The sequence below is a fragment of the Micromonospora sp. NPDC023737 genome, assembly GCF_040639715.1.
In the GTDB taxonomy this organism is placed as follows: Bacteria; Actinomycetota; Actinomycetes; order Mycobacteriales; family Micromonosporaceae; genus Micromonospora.
Genome location: NZ_JBFAAL010000003.1, coordinates 372,969 through 390,951, shown reverse-complemented (window position 1 = coordinate 390,951; position 17,983 = coordinate 372,969). Strand labels below are relative to the sequence as shown.

The following is a 17,983-nucleotide window of genomic DNA, read 5'->3' as shown; positions in this document are numbered from 1 at the left end:
TCTCCTGGTGAGTCGGTGATCGGACGTACGGCAGCGGGGTGTGGGGGCCGGCGCGCCGGCCCCCACCCGGATCAGCTCTCCGCGGCGAGAAGCTGGTTGACCTTCTCCTCGGCCGTCTTCAGCAGCGCGTCGATGTTGGCGTTCGGGTTCGTGAGCACCCCGGACATCGCCGCGTCGAGCACCGCGTAGATCGCCTGCGCGTTGCGCGGCTCACCCTTGATCGGGACCTGGTTCGCCTCGAAGATCGCGAAGTTCGTCGTGTCGAGGTTCGCGTTCGCCTTGCGCAGCTCGAGCTCCTGCGTCTGCGCCTCGCTGCCGTTGGCGAAGAGCAGCGGCTGCGGCAGCCCCACCGGATAGTTCTGCGGCTTGGCCCGTACGTAGTCGAACTGACCCTTGCCCGGCGTCAGCTTCTGGTACGCGATCCACTTCAGTCCGGCCTTGACCTGCTCCGGGGTGAGGCCCTTCTTGAAGAAGTAGCCCTCGCCACCACCGAGCGTCCCCTTCGCCGGGCCGTCCTGGCCGGGCAGCGGGCCCATCGCCCAGTCCTGGAACTTGCCCTGGAACTGGCTGACGATCGCCTGGGTGGTGTCGGGCGCGCCGATGAACATGCCGACCTTGCCCGCGGCGGCGTTGGTCAGCAGGTCACCCCACTGGAGCAGCTGACGGCTGCCCATGCTGTTGTCGCCGTACCGCATGTCCTTCAGGTTCTGCAGGACCTGCTTGCCCATCGGGTTGTTGAAGTCGGCCTTCTTGCCGTCCTCGGTGAGCACCTGGCCGCCCTGCGAGTAGAGCAGGGAGGTGAAGTGCCAGCCGCCCGTGTTGCCGGCGCTGTACTCCGCGTAACCCGCGATGCCGTCACCGAGCGCGGCGATCTTCTTGGCCGCCTCGCGGACCTCGGGCCACGTCTTCGGCGGGTTGTTCACGTCGAGCCCCGCCCGCTGGAACAGGACCTTGTTGTAGACCAGACCCATCGAGTAGTTCTTCACCGGGACGGCGTAGAGCTTGCCGCCGTCGGTGAACACCTCCTTGAGCGCCGGGTCGACACTGTCCCAGGTGGAGATCGTGTCCTTGTTGGCGAACTCGGTGATGTCCATCGCCTGACCGGAGTCGAGCACCTGCTGGAGATCGGTCATGTATCCGTAGAACACGTCGGTGACGGTGCCGCCGGACAGCCGGGCGGTGAAGTCCGGCGGGTTGTTGCACTGCTCGCCGACGCTCACGCTCTTGATGATGATGTCGGGGTTCTGCCGCTGGAACTCGGCGACGTCGTCATTCCAGTTCTGCAACAGCTCCTTCTGAGCGCCGACCGGCTGGCAGTCGACGGTGATGGTGACCTTGCCGCCTGCATCGTTCGACGTGTCGTCGCTCTTCGTGGAGCAAGCCGTGAGGCTGATTCCCAGGCCGGCCACGAGCGCTAACGCCGCAGCCTTCCGGTACTGCGGTACGGACATCTGTCCATCCCTTCGGGAACGGGTGTCTCCATGACCTTCGCTGAGCTGCGGTGATCGCCACCGCGGCGATGCCCTGCCATTGATCTGCATCCGCAATGCGACCCGCCCCCGGGTAGGTGCGCCGAGGTCAGGTGTGAGTGGAGTCACTGTAACGAGGTGGACTCACAGCGGCAAGGTATGGATCCCATGATGAAAGGACGCGACTTGATTACGAGAGATCATGACAGCGGCTTGAAAGCTGGTCGAAGTCCGGGGCTTTGCCCCCTTTGGGTAGGCAAGAAAAGGCCGCCGACCGCGATCAGCGGTCGGCGGCCTTGACGTCGTTCAGCAGCCGGGGCGGGGGTTCCTGTCAGCGGCCGGGGGCAGGAGCGGTGGAGCCGCGCACCACCAGTTCGGGCTCGAACAGCAGCTCGTCGTGCAGCACGCCGGCGCCGTCGATCTGGGTGACCAGCAGGTCCACCGCGGCCTGCCCCATCGTCTCGATCGGCTGCCGGACCGTGGTGAGCGGCGGGTCGGTGCAGGTCATGAACGCCGAATCGTCGTAGCCCACCACCGACACGTCGCCGGGCACCGAACGGCCCAGCCGACGCACCGCCCGGATCGCACCGAGGGCCAGCACGTCGCTGGCACAGATCACCCCGGTCACCCCGCGGTCGACCAGCTTGCTCGCGGCCACCCGGGCGCCCTCCATGGAGAAACTGGACCGTTCGACCCACTCGGCCGGGTCGGCCCAACCGGCGATCCGCGCCACCGCGGCGAGCTTGCGCCGGGACGGCACGTGCCCCTCCGGCCCGAGCACCATGCCGATCCGCTCGTGCCCGAGCGAGCGCAGATGCCCGTACGCCTGCTCCACGGCGACCGCGTCGTCGGTGGACACCCGAGGGAAGCCCAGTTCGTCCACACCGGCGTTCACGAGCACCACGGGGAGCCCCCGGTCGGTCAACCGGCGGTAGTGGTCGTGCGGCGCGTCGGCCAGCGCGTACGAGCCGCCCGCGAAGATCACGCCGGAGACCTGGTGGTCCAGCAGCATCTCGACGTAATCCGCCTCGGAGACACCGCCGATGGTGCGGGCGCAGAGCGCGGGGGTGAATCCGCGCTGCGCCAGCGAACCGGTGACCACCTCGGCGAGCGCCGGAAAGATCGGGTTCTGCAACTCGGGAAGGACCAGCCCCACCAGCCGGGCGCGCTCACCGCGCAGCTTGGTCGGTCGCTCGTAGCCGAGCACGTCGAGCGCGGTGAGCACCGCCGTACGCGTCGTCTCGGAGACGCCACCACGCCCGTTCAGCACCCGACTCACGGTGGCTTCGCTGACGCCAGCCTTCCGGGCCACCTCGGTCAACCGTTTCGTCACGGCGTAATCCTATGCCGAACCATTGCAAGAACTGAACAGCCTGTTGTCGTCACGCGTCAGATCAGCGCAGCTCGTGCAGGGCGGCCTCGATCGCCCGGTGGAACGTCGGATACGCATAGATCATGTGCCGCAGCTGGCTGATCGGCACCGCCGCGTGCACGGCGACGACCAGCCCGGAGAGCACCTCGCCACCGGCCGGTCCGGCCGAGGTCGCTCCGATCAGTACGCCCTGGTCGGCGTCCGCGATCAGCTTGATGAAGCCCTCGTCGCCGACCTGGTGGATCCAGCCTCGGGTCGAGCTGCTCAGCTTGCTGAAACCGACCTGGACGTTGATGCCCCGGGAGCGGGCCTGCTCCTCGGTGAGGCCGACCGCGCCGATCTCCGGGTCGGTGAACGTGACCCGGGGCAACGCCCGGTAGTCGGCTCGGGGAACGGTGCCTGCCATTCCACTCGACCCACTGGCGCCGAGCGCGCTGGCCGCGCCCATCGCACCGCCGACCACGCTCGCCGTGCCACTGGGGTCGGCGCCGGGCCGGCTGTGCCGGGCACGGTCGAGCACGTCCTCGATCACGATCGCCGCCTGGTACATCGCGATGTGCGTGAACGCGCCCTCGCCCGTCAGGTCGCCGACCGCCCAGATCCCGTCGGTGACCCGCATCCGGTCGTCGACCGGCAGGTAGCGCTGGTCGGCGTCCACTCCCACGCTGTCCAGCCCCAGCTCGTCCAGGTGTGCCCGACGCCCGGTGACCACCAGCAGCCGTTCCGCGGTGAACTCCGCCCCGCCCTGGGCGTGGAGGGTGAACCGCTCACCGTCGTGGTCGACCCGCTCGGCCCGTACGCCGGTGTGGATCTCGACGCCGTCCGCGCGCAGAGCCGACGCGGCCACCTCCGACGACTCAGGCTCCTCGACGGCGAGCACCCGATCCAACGCTTCGACGATGGTGACCCGTACGCCGAACCGGGCGAAGACCTGCGACAGCTCCAGCCCGATCGCCCCGCCACCGAGCACCAGCAGCGATTCGGGCAGCTCCTCCACCTCGATCGCCTGGTGGTTCGTCCAGTACGGCGTTCCGGCCAGCCCCTCGACGGGCGGCACCGACGGGCGGGTGCCGGTGCCGAGCACGACGCCGTAGCGGGACTCGAAGACCTGGTCGCCGACCCGTACCCGGCCCGGTCCGTCCAACCGGCCGCTGCCCCGCACGAACCGACCGCCCCGGCCGACGAACCGCTCGACCGCAGCCCGGTCGTTCCAGGTGTCGGTCGCCTCCTCGCGGATCCGCTTCGCCACGGGCGCCCAGTCCGGTCGCACCTCGGCGCTGCCGGCCAGCCCGTCGATCCGGCGGGCCTCGGCGAGGGCGTTCGCCGCCCGGATCATCATCTTGCTCGGGATGCATCCCCAGTACGGGCACTCGCCGCCGACCAGGTCCCGCTCGATGCCGACGACGCTCAGGCCGGCCTCGGCGAGTCGCCCGGCCACCTCCTCGCCGCCGACGCCGAGGCCCACCACGATCACGTCCACCTGCTCCGACTCCACCACGGACCCAGCATCCCCCAGCCGGACCGACCCCAACCGTCGGGGTGACCGCCACCCCGGTTGATCATGAAGTTATTGCCGGTCGGTTCGGCGTGTCGCGGGCGATAACTTCATGATCAACGCGGTCGAGGGCAGGGCGAGCGGGCGGCCCGGGGACGACCACCGGCGTGCCGGTCGGCGCGAGCAGGGAACGGGCGGCCACGCCGAGCCGTCGCCGCCCAGGCACCACGGCCCGCCGGGCGAAGACGTCGTAGTCCTGCGCGGCGACCTCGTCGAGGATCCCCCCGTAGAGGGCGTACGCGGTGCGCATGCAGGCCTGCGAGGCCGGCGCGAGCAGAGTGATCCCGGGTGCCGCCGCGGCGTAGTGCGCCTGCGCCCGGGTCACCTCGAAGGCGACGAGCGCCCGGATGGCCGGGGTGGCGCGGCCCCGCGCGGACGCCTCGGCCAGCTCGTGCCGGGTCACCCCGAACCGGTCCAGGTCCTCGTCGGGCAGGTAGGTCCGCCCCCGGGTCAGGTCCTCACCCACGTCCCGGATGAAATTGGTGAGCTGGAAGGCGAAACCGAGCTGCCGGGCCGGCTCGCGGGCCGCGACCGGGTCGGAGCTACCGAGGATCGGCAGCATCATCGTGCCGATGGCCGCGGCCGAACCCTCCATGTAGTCGAGCAGGTGCTGATAGCTGGGGTACGAGCTGACGGTCAGATCCATCGCCATGCTCTTGAGGAACGCGGCGAAGTCGTTCCGGTCGAGGTCGAACACGGCGATGGTGTGCAGTACGGCGGGGAGCAGCGGGTCGTCGACCTGTTCGCCGTGCAGGCCGGCGAGGAATCGGCCCGCCCAGTCGTCGAGCTGGCTGGCCCGCTCGGCCATGGAAAGTCCGTCGGTCCGGTCGACGATCTCGTCGGCGTACCGGGTGAAGCCGTAGAGCGCGTGAACGTGTCGGCGTTTCCACGCGGGGAGCAGTCGGGTGGCGAGATAGTAGGTGCGGCCGTGGCGTCTGTGCAGCTCACGACATCGGTCGTAGGCGGCGGCGAGTTCCGTGTCCACCGGCCCTCCTCCAGTAATCGACGCACTAATCGACGCAACTCGTTACTCTAGGGTACGCTCGGCCGCATGGCCAAGGATGCGGACAGGACGGACACCACCCGCGGAGCGGGGATGCACCGTGTACCCGCAGATCCCGCCGCCACCACCAGCGATCGGCGGGCATGATGGGCGGTCTCGCGCGAAGAGGTGGCGGCATGCGGACGGTGGACGGACGTACGGATCGGGTGGTGGTGGTCGGCGCCGGCCTCGGAGGACTGGCGTGTGCGCTGCACCTGGCCGGGAGCGGCCGGCAGGTGACCGTGCTCGAACGCGAACCGGTGCCCGGCGGCCGGGCGGGCCGGCTCGGCGTCGACGGCTACGAGTTCGACACCGGCCCCACGGTGTTCACCATGCCGGAGCTGATCGCCGAGGCGCTCGGCGCGGTCGGCGAGGAACTCGGCGACTGGCTGGACCTGACCCCGCTCGATCCGGCCTACCGGGCGTACTACCCGGACGGCTCGACGCTCGACGTCATCACCGACACCACCCGGATGGCCGCCGAGATCTCCCGGGTCTGCGGTCCCCGCGAGGCCGACGGCTACCTGCGTTTCGTGGACTACGCCCGACGCCTCTGGCAACTCGAACGGGCCGACTTCATCGAGCGCAACCTGGACAGCCCGACCGACCTGCTCACCGGCAACCTGCTGCGGCTGCTGGCCGGCGGTGCCTTCCGCCGCCTGCACACCAAGATCGGTCAGTTCTTCCGCGACCCGCGCACCCAGCGCATCTTCTCCTTCCAGGCCATGTACGCCGGCCTCGCCCCGCATGACGCCCTGGCCATCTACGCGGTCATCGCGTACCTGGACTCGGTGGCCGGGGTGTGGTTTCCCCGCGGTGGCATGCACAGCGTCTCCCGGGCGATGGCCGGCGCGGCCGAGAAGCACGGCGTGCAGATCCGCTACGACACCACGGTGACCCGGGTGGAGACGGCGCACGGCCGGGCCACCGGGGTGCTGACCGCCGACGGCGAGCTGATCCCGGCCGACGTGGTCGTGCTCAATCCGGACCTACCGGTCGCCTACCGCGACCTCCTGCCGCCCGCCCCCCAGCGCCGGCTCAGCTACTCGCCGTCCTGCGTCGTGTTGCACGTCGGATCGACCCAGGGATATGGAAGGATCGCCCACCACAACATTCACTTCGGACGATCCTGGAGGGGCACCTTCGATGAGGTCATCCGCCGGGGTGAGCTGATGTCCGACCCGTCCCTGCTGGTCACCAACCCGAGCCGCACCGACCCGTCGGTGGCGCCCCCGGGCCGGCACACCTACTACGTCCTCGCCCCGGCACCCAACCTGGACCGGGCCCCGCTCGACTGGCGGGCAGGCCTGGCCGGCCGCTACGCCGACCAGCTCATCGGCACGCTGGAGGAGCGCGGCTACGTCGGGTTCGGCTCGGGCATCGAGGTGCTGCGTACGGTGACCCCCGCCGAGTGGGCCGACCAGGGAATGGCCGCCGGTACCCCGTTCGCCGCGGCGCACAGCTTCTTCCAGACCGGACCGTTCCGCCCCAGCAACCTCCACCGGACGCTCCCCAACGTGGTCTTCGTCGGCTCGGGCACCCAGCCCGGCGTCGGGGTGCCGATGGTGCTGATCTCCGGCAAGCTCGCCGCCGGCCGTGTCACTGGAGGCATCCAATGAGCGAACGCAGTGAGCGAATCATCGGGCACAGGGCGTCCGAGCCTCAGGACGGCGCCGACCGCAGGGAGGTGCCGGCATGAGCGCACGTGAGGCACACCTCGTCGAACTGGTCGACGAAGCCGGGCAGGCCCACGGCGAGATGACCGTCGCGGCCGCCCACCAGCCGCCGGGCCGGCTGCACCGGGCCTTCTCCGTCATGCTCGTGGCACCGGACGGCCTAGTGCTGCTCCAGCGCCGCGCCGCCGTCAAGACCCGCTTCCCGCTGCGCTGGGCCAACTCGTGCTGCGGCCACCCGTTGCCCGGCGAGTCGCTCGCGGAGGCCGCGAACCGGCGACTCCACGAGGAGCTGGGTGCCGGCCCGGTCGAGCTGACGGAGGTCGGGGTCCACCTCTACCAGGCCGAGGATCCGACCACCGGCCGGGTCGAGTTCGAGTACGACCACGTCCTCCGGGGCGAGTTCCGTCCCGGCGCGCCGCTCGCGCCCGACCCCGCGGAGGTCGCCGAGTTGCGCTGGGTGGAGCCGGCCGCGCTGGAGGTCGATCTCACCGCCGACCCGGGGTCGTACGCCCCCTGGCTCGGCGGCGTCGTGAGCCGGCTGTTGCGACCCACCGTCCCGGGCTCGCCCGTGACCCCGTCCGCCGGCAACGCGCCCGTTGCGGCCGGGCCGGACGGCGCCACGGTCGGATCGGGCGCACCGAGCGATGAGGCGCCGGAGCGGTCGGGTGGCCGTTGAGGCGCTGAGCGCGGGGGCGGTGGCCCGCAGGCTCGGCGTCGCGGTGACCACGCTGCGCACCTGGCACCAGCGGTACGGGCTCGGGCCCAGCCAGCACACGCCCGGCCAGCACCGCCGTTACACCGCCACCGATCTGGCCCGGCTCGAGGTCATGCGGCGGCTCACCGCCGACGGGATCAGTCCCGCCGAGGCGGCCCGCTGGGCACGGCGGGCGCCCGAGTCGGTACGCGCCGAGGAGACGTCCCGCGCCCGCCCGGACGCCGCTCGCGACGGTGGCGGCCAGACCATCCCGGTGGGTCGCGCCGGGCCGGCCGCCCGGGGGCTCGCCCGCGCGGCCATGCGGCTGGACTCCGTCGCGATCGGGGACACGATCGCCCGCGCCCTCACCGAACACGGCGTGGTCGCCACCTGGGACCGGCTGCTCCGGCCGGTACTCACCGGCATCGGCGACCGGCACGCCGCCACGTCCGCCCTGGTCGACGTGGAGCACGTGCTCTCCCGCTGCATCTCCGAGGCGTTCGCCGCCGTCGCCCGCACCGCCCCGCCGGCCGGGCCGCAGCGGGTCCTGCTCTCCTGCGCCGACGAGGAACAGCACTCACTGCCGCTGGAGGCTCTCGCCGCCGCGCTCGCCGAAGCCGGGGTCGGCTACCGGATGCTCGGGGCCCGGGTACCGCTCCCGGCCCTGTTGGAGGCGGTCGACCGGACGGGTCCGGCCGCGGTGGTGCTCTGGTCGCACACCCCGGCCACCGCCGACCCGGGCCAGCTCGGTGCGCTGCTCGCCGCGCCCCGCCGGCCGCTGCTGGTGCTCGCCGCCGGCCCCGGCTGGGCGGACGCGACCCTGCCTCCCGGGGTGCTGTGCCCCAGCCAGCTCGCCGACGCGGTCGCCCTGGCCGGTGCGGTGCAGGACGCGTTGGAGCAGCCACCCGAGCGCTGACCGCCGGTGTCGCCCGCGGGGGATGTCCACTAGCGTCGGGTGGTCCGCGTACCCCGACCCCTTGCGGGAGCGAACAGATGAAAGCCCGCGCCCTGCTCGCGTGCGGCCTGGGCCTGGTCGTGGCCCTCAGCGGCTGCGCCGAGGGCCAGGACCGCCGCACCGCCGCCGACGGCCCCATTCCGAGCACCGCGACCACGCCACCGTCCCCCAGCCCGAAGCCGACCGTGTCGCCGAAGCCGACCCGGACCAGCCCCACCAGACGTCCGCTGCGGCCCCGGCCCACGAAGATGCCGGCCGGCCTGCGCCGCACCACTGGGGTACGTCCGGTCGCGCTGACCTTCGACGACGGCCCCAGCTCGGCGTGGACGCCGAAGATCCTCGACCAGCTGCGGTCAGCCAAGGTGACCGCCACCTTCTGTCTGGTGGGAAGTGAGGTGAGGCGCCACCCGGAGCTGGTCCGCCGGATCGTCCGGGAGGGGCACCAGCTCTGCAACCACAGCTGGCGACACGACATCGATCTCGGCCGGCGGACGGTGGCCGAGATCCGGGCCGACCTGGAGCGTACGAACAAGGCGATCCGGGCAGCCGTTCCGAACGCCAAGATCAGCTTTTACCGACAGCCCGGCGGGGTGTGGACGTCCGAGGTCGTCGCGGTGGCCAAGCAGCTCGGCATGAGCCCGCTGCACTGGAGCGTCGACCCACAGGACTGGCGGAGACCGCCGGCGAAGACGATCAGCAAGCGGGTGCTGGCCGCCGTCCGCCCCGGCTCCATCGTCCTGTTGCACGACGGGGGCGGAGATCGGGCCGCTACGAACGCCGCCTGCCACGGCCTGATCGGCGAGCTGAAGCGGCACTACGGCGTGACCCGGCTCAGCTAAGGCCGTCTGACCTGCGGTTTCTCTGGTCATCACAGATAGACCCATACCGGTTTGGTCGAGCGCCCACGCATCACGTATGCTTTCCAAGCCTCCGGCGGGGCCGGATGGGAGCAAGTCCGCTTGACCTTGCGAATGTGCAATGATGGCGGGGCCGCCCTCATCGTCTAGCGGCCTAGGACGCCGCCCTTTCAAGGCGGTAGCACGGGTTCGAATCCCGTTGGGGGCACTGCCGGCGCAAGCCGGTGCAACAGAGCTAGGTCCTGTGGAGCAGTTGGAGTGCTCGCCGCCCTGTCAAGGCGGAGGTCGCGGGTTCAAGTCCCGTCAGGACCGCAGCGCTAACGCCGCGCGAAACTTGCGCGGCGTTCTGTGTATCGGATCAGGGTGCCCTTCCGGCGGTTGAACCGCCCTCCGGGTAGCATGGTCCGAGCAACCCGGCCAGGTAGCTCAGTTGGTACGAGCGTCCGACTGAAAATCGGAAGGTCGGCGGTTCGACCCCGCCCCTGGCCACATAGCCTTTCGCCGGGCTACAGAGATCCCCACCAGCGGAAACGCGGTGGGGATCTTGCTTTGTCAGGTGACGCCGTCGCCGTCCAACAGCCGCCACGGAAGCCGGTGCCAACTCCGGCCGGACCGGACGCCGCGCAGGTCCGCCCTCGATCGACTCGACTTCCTTGAAGTTGGGGCTTCCTGCCTGGGCGAACACCCCGACTTCAAGGAAGTCGTGACACACGGCCTCGGCGCACGGGTCAGGGCGGCCTCGCCAGCACGGGTCTGGGCGGCCTCAGCTCTTCGATTCGGGTTCGTGCTGGGCCATGCCGGCTCGTATCGCGTCCCAGACACTCCGGCCCACCTGCCGCAGCGCCTCACCGGCCTGCTCGGCGAGATCGCCCGGACCCGGCACCGGCCACCCGGCACCACCCGCCTGACCCTCGCCCGGTCCACCCCGGCCGCCCTCCGGCTCACGTGGCGCCTTACCTGCTCCTCGTTCCCCGCCCGGCTCGCCACCGCCAGGTTGCTGCCCACGCGCCTCTCCGCCGGCCGGTGGGCCCTGCGGCCGCTGACCGGGCTCACCCGGCTGCTGCCCACGTGGTTCCCCACCGGGACGCTCGGCCCGCTGCGGCTCGGACACCTCCTTGGCGACCGCGCCCTCCCCGGTCCACTCGGCGCGGGCGCTGATCGAGCCGATGTCCCGTCCCAGCCGGTCCACCACCCGGTCGAGGTGTTCCGCGCGGCCGGTCACCTGTTGCGCGGCCCGCCCGGCGTCGTCGAGGGCTGCGTGCGCGGTGTTCTTGATCGACTCGATGAGCTGCGGGTTCTGGTCGAGGGTGTCGAGCGCCCGGTCGAGGATCTGCACGAGCCGCTCCAGCCGCACCTTGAGCAGGACTTCGGCTCGTACGTCGGTGACGTCGAGCTCGACCGCGTCCAGACGTACCCGGACACCGGCGTCCAGCACGAGCAGGTTCGCCAGCCGCGCCCGGAGGGAGAGGTCGGCGTCCAGGCCGTCCACGGCCAGGCGCAGCTCGCCGACCCGCAGCTCCGGCACGTCCAGCAGTACGTCCGGTTCCCCGTGCCGCCCCGGCCCCCGCTCGCCCTCAGCGGGCCAGCGGCCCTCCCGTACGTGCCGCTCCGGTCCGCCCTCCGGCTGCCCCGCCGCGGCGCGGCTCTGTACATCCTGGCCAGGCCGCTTCGGGCCCTGTCCCATCTGCCCGCGCTCGCTCCCGCTGCTCATCCCGTCCCGCTCCCGGCTCGGCTGGCCCGGTCCGCCCGGCCCCGACCGGGCGCGCATACCCGCTTCCCCCCTTGCCATCCCTGTTACGGCCACCGGCGCGCCTGTCCGGAACCGGGCAACACCGCCCGGCTGCACAGGCGGGCATCAGCCGGTATGGTCCGGGCCTATGGGACAGGAGATGGCGGACCAGGCCGACATCCGGCAGGACGTCGACCAGTTCGCAGTGAGGTGCAACCTGCTCATCTCCGCCCCAGCCGAACGGGCCTTCGCGGTCTTCGCCGGCGCGCTCACCGACTGGTGGGTCAGGGAATACACCTGGTCCGGCCCCGAGGCGCTGTCCGAGCTGGGAATGGAACCTCGAGCAGGCGGGATGCTCTACGAAATCGGCCCGTACGGCTTCCGGGCCGACTGGGGCCGGGTGCTCACCTGGGATCCACCCCGTCGGCTGGTCTTCACCTGGCAGATCGGGCCGGACCGCTCACCGGTTCCGGACCCGGCCCGGGCGAGCGAGGTCGAGGTGGTGTTTCTCACCGAGGCACCGGGGCAGACCCGGGTGGAGCTGGAGCACCGCCACTTCGACCGGCACGGCGAGGCGGCCGAGGGCTACCGGCAGGCGCTCACCGCCGGCTGGCACGAGCTGCTCTCCCGCTACGTCGCGACGGTCGACGGTCACCGCCCACCTCTCGGCTGATCACACAACCCCACGGCCCGCGCACCCGGTGCAGATCCGGCGGTACGGCCGCCTCAGCGGCCGAGGCGGCGACCGAGGCCTGGTCCCGTACCTACCTCGGGGCTGCTGAGGTCGGCCCGCCGTCCCGCGTCGGCGCCCGAGGCGAACCCGGTGCCGGCCAGCCTCCGGCGCGGCGCGGTACGGAGCCGTGGATACACTTCGGCGAGCCGCCGCTGCACGCGGTCGGAGCGGTCGGCCAGGACGAGCGCCACTCCGGGCTCACCCGAGCCGGTGGCCGCCGCCGTCTCGGCGGCCCGCAACCGTGCCCCGATCACCTGGGCGAACCCGGCCAGCCATGAGCGGCGGAACGTGCCGGGTTGTTCGCCGGGCGGTACGGGCGTCCCGGCCAGCCCGTGCGCGGCCTGCACCAGCAGCGCGGTGTAGAGCAGTTCGGCCCGTTCCAGGTCGCTGGCGAAGCCGAACAGGTGCATCTCGAAGCCGCTGCCGTGCCGGCGGCGTACGCAGCGGCAACGGAGCGGATCGGCGACCGCGGCGAGCAGGCCGGCCTTGTCGCGGGCATACGGCGCGACCACCTCGACGACGCGGTCGCCCACCGGGTCGCTCGCCGGGTCCCGGACCGCCAGCAGCGCACGGTCCACGCCGTACCGGGCGATCAACTCGGTCGCCTTCGACATGAACGCTGCCGACTCGGCAGGGGTGCAGGCCGGGTCCTCGGCCTGGGCCAGCAACTTGCGCACCTTGCTCAGCATGGCCTCGGACATGCCCTCAGAGCTATCACACGCCGCTGCTGAGCCGCTTGTCACCAGTCGCGGCTGCGCAGGGTGGCGACCGTCGAGCCGGCGAGAGTCAGCAGGCAGTCGGGGAGCAGGCCGTCGGCGGCCGCCGCGCCGAAGAGCGCCTGACCGGTGTCGGCGTCGCGGTTGGCGTACGCGCTGACGAAGCGGGCCACCCAGCGGGTGTCGTAGCCGGCCTCGTCGATGCCGGGGAAGTCCAGTGCGCAGGAACCGGCCGGCCCGGGGTCGCCCACCATGGTGGCCGCGAGGCACCATGCGACCCCGTACGCCCCGGCCAGGCCGGACCGGTCGACCACGTCGTCGAACGCGCCCACCACGGCATCACCGTCCCCGGCCAGCGCCGAGCGGAGCACGGCGGTCGCGTCGTCGAGCGTCTGCTGTGGCAGGTCCGTCACGCAGGGCACAGTAGGCGGGCGGGTCAAGGACACCCAGACATCCTCATCGATCGCTACTCTGCGTGACCAGTGGGGGCGACCTGCGGAATGACCAGGCTCCACGGTCCCGCGTCCGACGTCGGCACGCTAATGTGCGCAGCGGACCTTCGCCGATGGAAGGACGACCATGCTCGTATCGCGCGGCTCCCGGACGGCCGCACTGGCCGCCTGTGCCACGATCCTGCTCGCCACCAGCGCATGCGGGAGTGACAAGCCCGAGGAGACGACGACCCAACAGGTGCGCCTCTACGGGACCGACGGAAACATGCTCAACTCCTTCCCGGCGGAGTTGAAGGACCGCGCCGACCTCGTCAACGGCATGAAGGGCACCACGCCGGCGACGCCCCTGCCCGAAGAGTTCAAGAGTCGGCTACAGTCCGTCGATCCGAAGTTGGGCGACTACCTCTACTCGGCGGAGACGTACGACGCGATCGTGATCAGCGCGCTCGCCGCGCAGCTGGCAGGCAGCACGGACTCCACCAAGACCGCCCAGCAGATCGTCGGTGTCACCAATGGCGGCGAGCGGTGCGAGAACGTGGCCGCCTGCATGGCCTTGGCCCAGGCGGGGCGGGACATCGAGTACCGCGGTGTCTCGGTGACCCGTTCGGGTTTCACCGACGCCGGGGAACCGGCCACGACGAGCTACGCCACGCTGCACTTCGACGGTCAGCGGCTCAACGACGGCAAGACCGAGTTCGTGGGGGCCGGCGACGAGTCGGCCGCGAGCACCAAGGCCCCGCCGAAGGCGAGCAAGCAGGGCAAGGGCGCGGTACCCGGAACGCCGCTGGTCATCGCCGGCCTGTTCCCCAAGACCGGTGACCTGGCCCTGGCGTACCCGCCGATGGCCGCCGGCGCGACGCTGGCGATCAAGGAGATCAACGCCGCGGGTGGCGTGCTCGGCAAGAAGGTGACCTGGCTCGAGGGCGACGACGGCGCCAGCCCCACGAAGGCGAAGGCGACCGTGGCGGAGCTGATCGAAGGTGGCGCGGACATCATCATCGGTGCGGCCAGCTCGGGTATCTCCCTGGCGGTGCTGCCCGAGACGGTCCAGGCCGGCAAGATTCTCTTCTCCCCGTCCAGCACGGACGACGGCCTGACCACGGCCGAGGACGATGGCCTCTTCTTCCGCACCGCTCCGCCGGACAGCCTCCAGGGCCGCGCCCTGGCCGACGTGATCCTTCGGGACGGCTCCCAGCGGATCGCGATCGTCGCCCGTAAGGACTCGTACGGCGAGGGCCTCCAGTCCGTGGTGAAAACGGAGCTGGAGAAGGCCGGCATCGCCGGCGACCGCATCAAGCTGCTGACCTACGAGCCGCAGGAGGGCGAGTCGGCCCCGCCGGTGGACTTCGCCACCGGGGCCACGGAGGTCAAGGACTTCGGTGCCGACGCCGTTCTGGTGATCGGCTTCGGCGAGTCGGCCCAGGTGATCCGGGCGCTGGCCGATGCCGGCGTGGAGATGGGGAACTGAGCAGACCGCACGACCGACAAGAGAGCGGCCGCACCGGGAAACCGGTGCGGCCGCTCTCTTGTCCGTACCTGCCGAGGAGCCGGGCCAGGCGGCCGGCCCGACGGTGCTGCCGGCTCGACCGCCGAAACGACGCCGGCCGGTGGTGCGGCGAACCCCACCGCCGGGCAGCACCGGCGTCAGCGGGCGCGGCGCCGCTCGAGGAACTCCGTCATGCGGCGGTGCTTCTCCTCGTCCTCGAAGAGCACCGCCTGACTGACCAGGTCGAGCTGCGGGTGGGCGGCCGCCGGGGCGTCCACCGCGAGCTTCGTCAACCGCAGGGCCAGCGCCGACCCCTTGGCCATCTCGTCGATCAGGCCGTGCGCGGTCGGCAGCAGCTCGCCCGGCTCGGCCACCACCCGGTTCACCAGCCCGATCCGCAGCGCCTCCGTGGCGTCGACCCGACGACCGGTGAAGAGCAGCTCCTTGGCGCGGGCCTCGCCGATCAGCGCGGGAAGCCGGTGGGTCGCGCCGGCGCCGGCCAGGATGCCCAGCCGCACCTCCGGCTGGCCGAAGACCGCGCGCTCCGTGCAGACCCGCAAGTCGCAGGCGTACGCCAGCTCGGCGCCGCCGCCCAGCGCCGGCCCGTCCACGGCGGCGACGGTCGGCATGGGCAGCGCCCGGATCCGGGCGAAGGCGGCCGAGTTGATCGCGGCGAGAGCGTCCAGCCGGCCCCGCTCACGCAACTGCCCGATGTCGGCACCCCCGGCGAAGATGCCCTCCGTACCACCGGTGAGCAGCAGCAGCCGGGGGCGGGCCTCCAGGTCGGCGCAGACCGCGTGCAGCTCGGCGATCAGGTCGGCGTCGATCGCATTGCGCTTCTCCGGCCGGTCCAGGGTCACCACGAGCCGGTCCGGGTGCTCCTCGACACGCAACCCACTCATCGGTTCCACCTTCCGTTCGCGGCTGCGGGGCTCTCAAGCTCACTCCTCACGCTCACCGCTTCACGCCGCCTTCCCAGGTGTAGAAGCCCTGGCCGGACTTCTTGCCCAGCCGGCCGGCGGCGACCATCTCCTCGAGCAGCGGCGGCGGCGCGAACCGGTCCCCGTACGCGGCCTGGAGGGTGCGGGCGATGTCCAGCCGGACGTCGAGCCCGACGAGGTCGGTCAGCTCCAGCGGCCCGATCGGATGCCGGTAGCCGAGCACCATGGCCTTGTCGATGTCGGCGGGGCCGGCCACCTCGTCGGCGACCATCCGGATCGCCTCGAGGCCGAGCGTGACGCCGAGCCGCGAGGTGGCGAAGCCCGGCATGTCGCGTACGACGACGGGGTCCTTGCCCAGCCGTCCGGCGAGCGCGACGGCCGCCGCGGTGGTCTCCTCGGCGGTGGCCGGGCCGACCACGACCTCGAGCAGCGCCATGGCCCAGACGGGGTTGAAGAAGTGCAGCCCGAGGAAGCTCTCCGGCCGGGCCAGATCGGCGGCGAGCTCGCCGATGGAGATGCTCGACGTGTTGCTGCCCAGCAACGTCGGCCGCAGCGCCTCGGCATCGCGCAGCACCGCCCGTTTGAGGTCGAGCCGCTCCGGCACCGCCTCCACCACGACGTCCGGCCCCTCGGCCACCTCGGCGAGGGCGGTGCGGAGCGTCACCCGCCCCCGGTTGGCCTCCGCCTGTTCGGCGGTGAGCTTGCCCCGCTCGACCGCCCGCTCCCACAGCTCGCCGAGCCGGGCGACGGCCCCCTCACCCCGACCGGGGTCGACCTCCACCAGCTCGACGGTGTGCCCGGCACCTGCCGCCACGTACGCGATTCCGAGCCCCATCGTGCCGGCTCCGATCACGACGAACCGATCGCTCACCACGCCTCCCCGCTGCGCCCGACGGCGGTGCAGGGTTCACCCGCGGCCGACGGTCCGCTCCACTGCCTCATGGTGCGACCCTAAGAGCCCCGACGGTGACGCCCCGCGTGGGGGCGCGACGGATCGGGTACGAGACAGCCGTCAACGTCACGGAAGGACCAGCCGATGAGTGAGGCAACCGAGAACGTCGCGAGCGGGGAGACCACCGCAACGGTGGAGACCCGGGGGGACGAGCGGGTCGACCTGCTGCGCGCGGACACCAACAACGACGGACGGACCGACGTGTGGGTGGCGGACACCGACGGCGACGGAAAAGCCGACCTGTTCCAGTTCGACACCGACCACGACGGCGCGGTGGACGTCACCATGGTGGACCTCGATGAGGACGGCACCCCGGACGAGGTGGTCGACGGCGACGGCGGCCTGCCACCCGAGCCGCTGCCGCCGACCGTCCAGGCCTGAGCCACGCTGCGGGCCCGGCGGGCCGCTCGTCCACATCGGGCGACCCCCGGGCGCTCCGCCGCAGCTCAGCGGCCATTCGAGCGGTACGCGACACAGCTCCACGCGTTCGCGCTATCCGGTCGGTCAGTCAGTCGCAGGGCCTTATCCTGGCGGCGTGGAGACCCTGGACCGCCTGTCGGCGGAGAAGTACATCCTGCTCACGACGTTCCGCAGGGACGGTCGGGCGGTGCCGACTCCGGTCTGGTCGGTCCGGGACGGCGACGGGCTGGCGGTCTGGACCGCCGCCGACTCCGGCAAGGTGAAGCGGATCCGCAACAACGGCACGGTGACGGTGGCCCCCTGCGACGTGCGAGGCCGACCGCACGGCGCGTCCGTGCCGGCTCACGCGACCCTGTACGACCCGGCGGGCAGCCTTCGGATCCGCGGACTGCTCAAGCACAAGTACCGGCTGCTGGGCCGGCTCACGCTGCTCGGCAGCCGATTGCGCCGAGGCGAGGGCGGAACGGTCGGCATCCGGATCACCCTGAACGAGGGGCGAACATGAAGCAGGGCGGTGGACCGAAGTCCACCGCCCTGCTTCATCGAACGTGGTGCCGGCTCAGTCTCCCTGGCGCTGCTGGGGAATCTGCCCCTGCAGCAGGGCTCTGACCTCCGACTCGCGGTACCGGCGGTGCCCGCCGAGGGTGCGGATGGCGGAAAGCTTCCCCGCCTTGGCCCACCGGGTCACCGTCTTCGGGTCGACACGGAACATCGACGCCACCTCGGCCGGTGTGAGTAGCGGCTCTGGTTCGTGCGTTCGCGATGCCATCGGTCACTCCTCCACATGTATAGACATCGGCCGGGGTCCCGCCGGCCGACGCGTCTCCCATGGTCCGGCTAGTCCCCGATGTCCGACATGGGCCGAACGGCCGAACGTCCCTAGACGGACGGATGAACCATGCCCGATTTATACTACTTTTATGCGGCAGAAAGT

Annotated in this window: 18 protein-coding genes and 3 tRNA genes; 11 read left to right on the top strand and 10 right to left on the bottom strand. The window is 71.5% G+C overall.

Annotation, left to right across the window (positions count from 1 at the left end):
• Positions 1-71 precede the first annotated feature (71 nt).
• The 4 genes from AB0F98_RS10655 to AB0F98_RS10640 all read right to left on the bottom strand — a co-directional run bounded on the left by AB0F98_RS10655 (position 72) and on the right by AB0F98_RS10640 (position 5,381).
• Positions 72-1,451, bottom strand: a complete 1,380-nt coding sequence (locus AB0F98_RS10655; RefSeq protein ID WP_357731971.1) for an extracellular solute-binding protein — start codon at positions 1,449-1,451, stop codon at positions 72-74.
• 349 nt (positions 1,452-1,800) lie between these two features.
• A complete protein-coding gene (locus tag AB0F98_RS10650) occupies positions 1,801-2,802 on the bottom strand; it encodes a LacI family DNA-binding transcriptional regulator (RefSeq protein WP_357731968.1) in 1,002 nt (333 codons plus the stop codon).
• A gap of 61 nt (positions 2,803-2,863) precedes the next feature.
• Positions 2,864-4,336, bottom strand: a complete 1,473-nt coding sequence (locus tag AB0F98_RS10645; protein ID WP_357732476.1) for an NAD(P)/FAD-dependent oxidoreductase — start codon at positions 4,334-4,336, stop codon at positions 2,864-2,866.
• Between the two features lie 64 nt (positions 4,337-4,400).
• Positions 4,401-5,381, bottom strand: a complete 981-nt coding sequence (locus AB0F98_RS10640) for a phytoene/squalene synthase family protein (RefSeq protein WP_357731965.1) — start codon at positions 5,379-5,381, stop codon at positions 4,401-4,403.
• Between the two features lie 194 nt (positions 5,382-5,575).
• Here AB0F98_RS10640 and crtI point away from each other — a divergent pair, with 194 nt between their 5' ends.
• The 7 genes from crtI to AB0F98_RS10605 all read left to right on the top strand — a co-directional run bounded on the left by crtI (position 5,576) and on the right by AB0F98_RS10605 (position 10,109).
• A complete protein-coding gene (gene crtI / locus AB0F98_RS10635) occupies positions 5,576-7,057 on the top strand; it encodes a phytoene desaturase family protein (protein WP_357731962.1) in 1,482 nt (493 codons plus the stop codon).
• A 76-nt stretch (positions 7,058-7,133) separates the two neighbouring features.
• Complete coding sequence (idi, locus tag AB0F98_RS10630) at positions 7,134-7,790, top strand: isopentenyl-diphosphate Delta-isomerase (protein ID WP_357731959.1); 657 nt, start codon at positions 7,134-7,136, stop codon at positions 7,788-7,790.
• Positions 7,780-8,724 (top strand): MerR family transcriptional regulator, encoded by a 945-nt coding sequence (locus AB0F98_RS10625; protein ID WP_357731957.1) that lies wholly within the window; start codon positions 7,780-7,782, stop codon positions 8,722-8,724. The genes idi and AB0F98_RS10625 overlap by 11 nt, the downstream gene beginning before the upstream one ends.
• Positions 8,725-8,801: 77 nt before the next feature.
• Positions 8,802-9,602, top strand: coding sequence for a polysaccharide deacetylase family protein (locus AB0F98_RS10620; protein WP_357731954.1), 801 nt, complete (start codon positions 8,802-8,804; stop codon positions 9,600-9,602).
• Between the two features lie 153 nt (positions 9,603-9,755).
• Positions 9,756-9,828 (top strand) — tRNA-Glu (locus AB0F98_RS10615).
• A 30-nt stretch (positions 9,829-9,858) separates the two neighbouring features.
• Positions 9,859-9,932, top strand: a tRNA-Asp gene (locus AB0F98_RS10610).
• A 103-nt stretch (positions 9,933-10,035) separates the two neighbouring features.
• A tRNA-Phe gene (locus AB0F98_RS10605) sits at positions 10,036-10,109 on the top strand.
• Between the two features lie 274 nt (positions 10,110-10,383).
• On the opposite strand, the gene AB0F98_RS10600 is transcribed toward AB0F98_RS10605, so the two are convergent.
• On the bottom strand, positions 10,384-11,331 hold the full coding sequence (locus AB0F98_RS10600; RefSeq protein ID WP_357731951.1) for a hypothetical protein: 948 nt from the start codon (positions 11,329-11,331) through the stop codon (positions 10,384-10,386).
• 166 nt (positions 11,332-11,497) lie between these two features.
• Between AB0F98_RS10600 and AB0F98_RS10595 the strand changes: the two genes are divergently transcribed.
• Positions 11,498-12,022, top strand: a complete 525-nt coding sequence (locus AB0F98_RS10595; RefSeq protein WP_357731948.1) for an SRPBCC family protein — start codon at positions 11,498-11,500, stop codon at positions 12,020-12,022.
• 53 nt (positions 12,023-12,075) lie between these two features.
• On the opposite strand, the gene AB0F98_RS10590 is transcribed toward AB0F98_RS10595, so the two are convergent.
• Both AB0F98_RS10590 and AB0F98_RS10585 read right to left on the bottom strand, forming a co-directional pair.
• The gene (locus AB0F98_RS10590) at positions 12,076-12,783 is read right to left on the bottom strand and encodes a DUF2786 domain-containing protein (RefSeq protein ID WP_357731945.1); all 708 of its coding nucleotides are present in this window, start codon (positions 12,781-12,783) and stop codon (positions 12,076-12,078) included.
• Positions 12,784-12,821: 38 nt separating this feature from the next.
• Positions 12,822-13,211 carry a hypothetical protein gene (locus tag AB0F98_RS10585; RefSeq protein ID WP_357731941.1) on the bottom strand — a complete coding sequence of 130 codons (390 nt, stop codon included), beginning with the start codon at positions 13,209-13,211 and terminating at the stop codon, positions 12,822-12,824.
• Positions 13,212-13,377: 166 nt separating this feature from the next.
• On the opposite strand from AB0F98_RS10585, the gene AB0F98_RS10580 reads away from it, so the two are divergent.
• Positions 13,378-14,718 carry an ABC transporter substrate-binding protein gene (locus AB0F98_RS10580; RefSeq protein WP_357731938.1) on the top strand — a complete coding sequence of 447 codons (1,341 nt, stop codon included), beginning with the start codon at positions 13,378-13,380 and terminating at the stop codon, positions 14,716-14,718.
• Positions 14,719-14,894: 176 nt separating this feature from the next.
• Here AB0F98_RS10580 and AB0F98_RS10575 read toward each other — a convergent pair whose 3' ends face one another.
• Positions 14,895-15,638 carry an enoyl-CoA hydratase/isomerase family protein gene (locus AB0F98_RS10575; protein WP_357731935.1) on the bottom strand — a complete coding sequence of 248 codons (744 nt, stop codon included), beginning with the start codon at positions 15,636-15,638 and terminating at the stop codon, positions 14,895-14,897.
• A gap of 52 nt (positions 15,639-15,690) precedes the next feature.
• Positions 15,691-16,548 carry a 3-hydroxyacyl-CoA dehydrogenase family protein gene (locus AB0F98_RS10570; protein WP_357731932.1) on the bottom strand — a complete coding sequence of 286 codons (858 nt, stop codon included), beginning with the start codon at positions 16,546-16,548 and terminating at the stop codon, positions 15,691-15,693.
• A 165-nt stretch (positions 16,549-16,713) separates the two neighbouring features.
• Here AB0F98_RS10570 and AB0F98_RS10565 point away from each other — a divergent pair, with 165 nt between their 5' ends.
• Both AB0F98_RS10565 and AB0F98_RS10560 read left to right on the top strand, forming a co-directional pair.
• Positions 16,714-17,010 carry a hypothetical protein gene (locus AB0F98_RS10565; protein ID WP_357731929.1) on the top strand — a complete coding sequence of 99 codons (297 nt, stop codon included), beginning with the start codon at positions 16,714-16,716 and terminating at the stop codon, positions 17,008-17,010.
• Between the two features lie 154 nt (positions 17,011-17,164).
• The gene (locus AB0F98_RS10560; protein WP_357731926.1) at positions 17,165-17,554 is read left to right on the top strand and encodes a PPOX class F420-dependent oxidoreductase; all 390 of its coding nucleotides are present in this window, start codon (positions 17,165-17,167) and stop codon (positions 17,552-17,554) included.
• 54 nt (positions 17,555-17,608) lie between these two features.
• On the opposite strand, the gene AB0F98_RS10555 is transcribed toward AB0F98_RS10560, so the two are convergent.
• On the bottom strand, positions 17,609-17,818 hold the full coding sequence (locus AB0F98_RS10555) for a BldC family transcriptional regulator (RefSeq protein WP_007073996.1): 210 nt from the start codon (positions 17,816-17,818) through the stop codon (positions 17,609-17,611).
• Positions 17,819-17,983: the final 165 nt, after the last annotated feature.